Source organism: Erysipelatoclostridium sp. An15, assembly GCF_002160675.1.
Lineage (GTDB): Bacteria > Bacillota_I > Bacilli_A > Erysipelotrichales > Coprobacillaceae > Thomasclavelia > Thomasclavelia merdavium.
Window position 1 is genome coordinate 1 of record NZ_NFLA01000085.1, and the last position, 5,640, is coordinate 5,640.

Annotated in this window: 3 protein-coding genes and 1 other annotated feature; all 3 genes read left to right on the forward strand. The window is 25.9% G+C overall.

The window, feature by feature from the left end:
* The first annotated feature begins 68 nt into the window (after window positions 1-68).
* The 3 genes from B5E92_RS14815 (at window position 69) to B5E92_RS14825 (ending at window position 5,516) form a co-directional block, all read left to right on the forward strand.
* Entirely contained in the window at window positions 69-458 is a 390-nt protein-coding gene (locus B5E92_RS14815; protein ID WP_087303432.1) for a DUF4440 domain-containing protein, read from the forward strand.
* A gap of 37 nt (window positions 459-495) precedes the next feature.
* Window positions 496-695 (forward strand) — a binding site (T-box leader).
* A 39-nt stretch (window positions 696-734) separates the two neighbouring features.
* Window positions 735-2,663 (forward strand): methionine--tRNA ligase, encoded by a 1,929-nt coding sequence (gene metG / locus B5E92_RS14820; RefSeq protein WP_087303434.1) that lies wholly within the window; start codon window positions 735-737, stop codon window positions 2,661-2,663.
* 285 nt (window positions 2,664-2,948) lie between these two features.
* Entirely contained in the window at window positions 2,949-5,516 is a 2,568-nt protein-coding gene (locus B5E92_RS14825; RefSeq protein ID WP_158095252.1) for a sensor domain-containing diguanylate cyclase, read from the forward strand.
* The last annotated feature ends 124 nt before the right edge of the window (window positions 5,517-5,640 follow it).

Sequence of the window (5,640 nt, forward strand, 5' to 3'; positions counted from 1 at the left end):
ATCAAATATAATGTTTCACGTGAAACATTATATTTGATAATATGTTATAATATTGAGGGGTGGTATAAATGGAAGTAATTAAAGAATTAATTAAACAAGCAGATTTAGCAATTAAAAACGAAGATTTTGATCATTTGATGGATTTTTATAGTGATGATGCAATTTTAGTAGTTAGGCCTGGCAAAATTGCTCGTGGAAAAAAAGAAATTAAAGAAGCTTTTATTAAAATAGCCAAATATTTTGATAATAGTATTGTTCCAACTCAAGGGAAAATGGAATTTTTAGAAGCAGGTGATACAGTTTTAGTTATATCACAAACCTTACTAGATGCAAATAATGCTCAAGAAAGTGAATATAGTATGGAAAGAAGGGCAACCTATGTTTATCGTTTGATAGATGGTAAATGGTTATGTGTGATAGATAATTCTTATGGAACTACAATATTAGATGAAAATTAATTTGACTTTAGGCTTAGAGTTTGTTAAAGTTAAGAGTGGAAAAGCGAAGAAGGGAAAATGTTAAAGTAGCGCTAATAGAGACTTAGTGGCTGGTGGAAACTAAGAGTTAAGCTTTAAGTGATGGGCCCAGAGCTGTTATCTCGAATAATTAAAGATAACCGTTTAACTTGCGTTAAAAGTATTGAGTGACACATTTTTGTGTAAAAAAGGTGGTACCGCGATTATTTCGTCCTTTTAATAAGGGCGTTTTTTATTTTTAGAAAAGGAGAAGTGGATATGAAAGATAATAAAGATTATTATTTAACAACAGCGATTACATATACTTCAGGTAAACCTCATATAGGGAATACATATGAAATTATTTTAGCTGATGCAATTGCAAGATTTAAACGACAAGAAGGATATAATGTCTATTTTCAAACAGGTACTGATGAACATGGACAAAAAATAGAATTAAAAGCTAATGAAGCTGGAATTCCACCAAAACAATTTGTTGATGAAAAAGCAGCAGAAGTAAAAAGAATTTGGGATTTAATGGATACAACATATGATCGTTTCATGAGAACGACAGATGAATATCATATTAAACAAGTTCAAAAAATATTCAAAAAATTATATGATCAAGGTGACATTTATTTAGGACATTATGAAGGTAAATATTGTACTGCATGTGAATCTTTCTTCACAGAAACTCAATTAGTAGATGGTAAATGTCCAGATTGTGGTGGTCTAGTACATGATGCAAAAGAAGAAGCATATTTCTTTAAATTATCTAAATATCAAGATCGTTTAATGAAACATATTGAAGAGCATCCAGAATTTATTCAACCAGCATCTCGTAAAAATGAAATGATCAACAATTTCTTAAAACCAGGTTTACAAGACTTATGTGTTTCTCGAACATCATTTAAATGGTCTATTCCTGTTGATTTTGATCCTAAACATGTTGTATATGTGTGGATTGATGCTTTAACTAATTATATTACTGGATTAGGATACGATGTAGATGGTAATCATGGCGAATTATATAAAAAATACTGGCCAGCTGATTTACATTTAATTGGAAAAGATATAGTAAGATTCCATACTATTTATTGGCCAATTATGCTAATGGCTTTAGATATCCCATTACCAAAACAAGTATTTGGACATCCTTGGTTATTACAAGGTGAAAGTAAAATGTCTAAATCTAAAGGAAATGTAATTTATGCTGATGATTTAGTAGATATTTTTGGTGTAGATGCAGTAAGATATTATGTATTAAATGAAATTCCATATGATAATGATGGAAGTATTACATGGGATTTATTAGTAGAAAGAATTAATTCTGATTTAGCTAATGTTTTAGGAAACTTAGTAAATAGAACTATTGCAATGGCAAATAAATATTTTGATGGTATTATTAATAATCCAAATGTGAGTGAAGCAGTTGATGATGAATTAAAAGAAGCTGCATTACAAATGCCAAAGAAAGTAATTGCTAAAATGGATGAATTTAAATCTGCTGATGCTTTAGATGCTATCTTTACTTTACTTAGAAGAACTAATAAATATATTGATGAAACAACACCATGGATTCTTGCTAAAGATGAAAGTAAAAAAGATCGTTTAGCAACAGTTATTTATAATTTAATTGAAAGTATACGTTTTGCAGCAGTAGCTTTAATACCATTTATTCCATCAACAGCTAATAAAATTTTAGATCAAATTAATACAGATAAACGCGATTTATTAGAATTAAATCAATTTGGTTTATATCAACCTGGTACAAAAGTTGTTGAAAAACCAGAAATGTTATTTGCAAGATTAGATCCAAAAGAAATTCAAAAGAAAGTAGAAGCTTTACAAGAAGTAAAGCCAGAAGTAAAAAAAGAGGAAGCTAAAGAATTAATTACAATCGATGATTTTAGTAAAATTGAATTAGTAGTTGGAACAGTTGAAGAATGCAAAAAGCATCCTAAGGCTGATAAATTATTAGTTTCTAAAATTAATATTGGAACAGAAACAAAACAAATAGTAAGTGGTATTGCTGATAAATATAAACCAGAAGAATTTGTAGGTAAAAAAGTAATTGTTGTTGCAAATTTAAAACCAGCAAAATTAAGAGGGGTAGAATCTCAAGGAATGATCTTAGCTGGTGATAATGATGATATGTTAGAAGTTATCAGTGTTGAAAACTTACCTAATGGTACTAGAATACATTAAAATATTGATGATTGAAAAGAGTATGTTAATATTAGTTAGCATACTTTTTTTATGACTTTAAATAGATTTTACAAAATATTAATAAAGTTCTTGAATAATTTAATAGTTTATGATTATAATCAAAATAGATAAAATATAACAACTTTATCACAAATAAAATACATAATAATTATATAAGGTGGATATTAATTAAAATCCTTTATCATAAAGCATCAAAATCGTTCATATATTCTTTCTATGCAATAATGTTTTAATTAGATCAAAATAGTGGATATGGAGGGAAGTATGTTGCAAGTAAATAGTATTTATGAATTAATGGGAAAATTTAATAACGAATATAAATTGCTTTTAGATGTCATTGATAATGTAATTGTAGTGATTGATGAAAATTATAATCTATTATATAAGAATAAAGCATTTGATAAATATTTAAATAATTATTTTATTAAAGAAATGTGCGCTAAAATAAAAAAATGGAACTTTTTAAATGAAAATAAATTAGAAATATTTGAGAATTATAATGACAAAACAATTAAAATTACAGTATTAAAAATATCTAATTATCATGGTAAATTAGAAGGATATTTTTTAGTTGCTAATAATATTGATGAATTATCAAAAGATAAAAATAAATTGGCTATCGATAAAGAGATTTATCAAATTGCTTTTAAGCAAGCTAATACATATTTATGGGAATATGATATTAAAGAAAGAAGCATAAAAGCATTATTTTGCCCTGATGATGCCGTTTTACGAATCTTAGATCATAATAGAATATATTATAATATTCCTGAAAGTTTAGTAACAATGGATATTATAAGCAGTGAAGATAGTAAAAGAGTAGAAAAAATGTGCCAAGAAATGGCTGAAGGAAAACCACATAATCAAATTGAATTAAAAATGCGTAATTATGATGGAGAGTTTCAGTGGGTAAGATTAAATTGTACAACCATTTTTGATCAACAAAATCAACCGGTTAAAGCTATAGCTGCAGTAGAAAATATTAATAAATATGTTGAATTGAAAACAAAATATCAAATAGAACGAGAATATCGAGAAGTTTTAGGCAAAGATTCGTTATACTATATTGAAGTTGATTTATACAATAATAGAATTTTAAAACAGCATGTTGGAATTGATAATTTTATCACAGTAACAAATGGCAAAGACTATAGTGATTTTGTATATTCATTAGCTAATAATGTTAATGAAAATGACTATGAAAGAATCATCAAGGAATTAAGTACAGTTAATTTGTTGAAAGAGTATCAAAATGGCGAACATTATTTAAAGTTCGAATATCGGTTTTATAATCAAAAGACTAAGAAATATCATTTTGTAAAAGTATCTATTTTTCTGATTTGTATTAATGATCAGTTGTATGCATGTGAATATATTAAGGATATTAATGAAAATAAAGTAAAAGATTTAGTGATGCAAAAAAAGATCGAGTTAGATCCACTAACTGGATTGTATAATCGAAAAGCAATAGAATTTAAAATAAACCAGCTTATAGAAAAAGCTCCTGATAGTAAACATGCAATTATGATATTAGATATTGATAATTTTAAAGCTATAAATGATAATTTTGGACATTTATATGGTGATGCCTTACTTTGTGAAATATCAAGAAAATTAAAATCATTATTTAGGATTGATGATTTAATTGCGCGGTTAGGTGGTGATGAATATCTAATATTAATGAAAAATATTCCTAATATTCCAATTGTAATTGAAAAAGCAAAAAGTATTTGCCAAAGCTTAAATAAAGTGTATGGTGCTAGTGATGTGAAAATTAATATATCGGTTTCTATTGGAATTGCTTTATATCCAAATCATGGCCATAATTTTAAAGAACTATATTTTCATAGTGATCAAGCGTTATATAAAGTGAAAAACGAAAATAAAAACGATATATATTTGTATACAGGTTCAATAACTAATCATATTAAAAGTGTAAACAATAAAAAAAGAATGGTTAAACAACCTGGAAATGCAGTAATAAAAAATTTAGAGGATTATATTTTTAGAATCCTATATAGCTCACAAAATCTCCAAAAAACAATTAATGCTATTTTAGAATTATTAGAGATGCACTATAATTTGAAACAAAGTTTAATAATTACAAAAGATTTAATTGATGGAAAATATAAGATTATTAGCACGTTAAAGTATGAAGAAAAAATTAGAAACAATTTAATAGAATTATTATCATCGAATAAATTGAATGAATATGGAGAGTTGTTTAATCAAAATGGTATTTTATGGATTGATAATGTAGAAAATTTAAATGATAATAACGTATTAAAAAAATTATATAAAGACACTGAGATTAAATCTGTTATTCAATGTTTAATTAAAAGTGAAAATGATATTATTGGGATAATAAGTTTAGAATATCATGAATTATACCAATTTACTAATGAAGAAAAAGAAAATCTAATAACTGCTATTGCGATTATTAATACATTTATTGTAAAAAAATATCAGGAACAGGAAAAAAATTTGTATAGTCAAATAATGCAAAACATATTAGATTTTCAAGAAAACAGTATTTATATAATTAATCCAAATACATTTCGATTGATATATGTAAATAATCGAATAAGAAAAATGTATAAAAATATTAAAATAGGTGATTATTGTTATCGAACATTTTTGTCTAAAGAACAACAATGCGAAAATTGTCCTTTAAAAGAAATGAACAAAAACCAGGAAACTTATAATAAATTAATATATAATGATGCTATAGGGGCTAAGTTACAATTATATATTAGAAGAATCAAATGGATCAATGGTTGTGATGCGGTTTCTATTACATGTATAAATATTGATAAAAAGATAGATAGTTGAGGTAATAATCTGAATAAAAAATAGAAATGGAAATATGGATTTTACCAAAAAAGTGCATAATGCCCCTTTCCCCAAATGAAAGGCTATTCTGTTTGAGGTGAGTTGTTAGATTTCTTGATGATAA